Raw genomic sequence first — 261 nt, forward strand, 5'->3', positions numbered from 1 at the left:
GCGACTTCCGCGCTGACTTCGGCGCGGGTGCGCGGACCATTGTTGTGCTGCGTGTACGACGACGTGTTGCCGTAATCGCCGGCTTGCCGGGTGTTCGTATCGGCGAAGGCCGGTGCGGACACGGCGAGTGCGAGGGCGAGCGCGGAAAGAAGGTGGCGGCGGTTCATGACGTAACTCCTGTGTTGGTCGGAGTTGGCGCGCGGGCGCTGGCTCCGGTCCCGTCAAACGGGGCTGTTCGATGCGCAACGAGGTGCGCGACAG

At 67.0% G+C, this 261-nt stretch carries 1 protein-coding gene; it reads right to left on the reverse strand.

Going from position 1 to position 261, the window contains the following annotated elements:
• A partial coding sequence (locus tag SB816_RS32735) for a DUF4148 domain-containing protein (protein ID WP_410548343.1) occupies positions 1–167 on the reverse strand: 167 nt, incomplete at its 3' end.
• Positions 168–261: the final 94 nt, after the last annotated feature.

Origin of the sequence: Achromobacter sp. SIMBA_011 (assembly GCF_046535435.1) — a bacterium.
GTDB classification, from domain to species: Bacteria; Pseudomonadota; Gammaproteobacteria; order Burkholderiales; family Burkholderiaceae_B; genus Achromobacter; species Achromobacter dolens.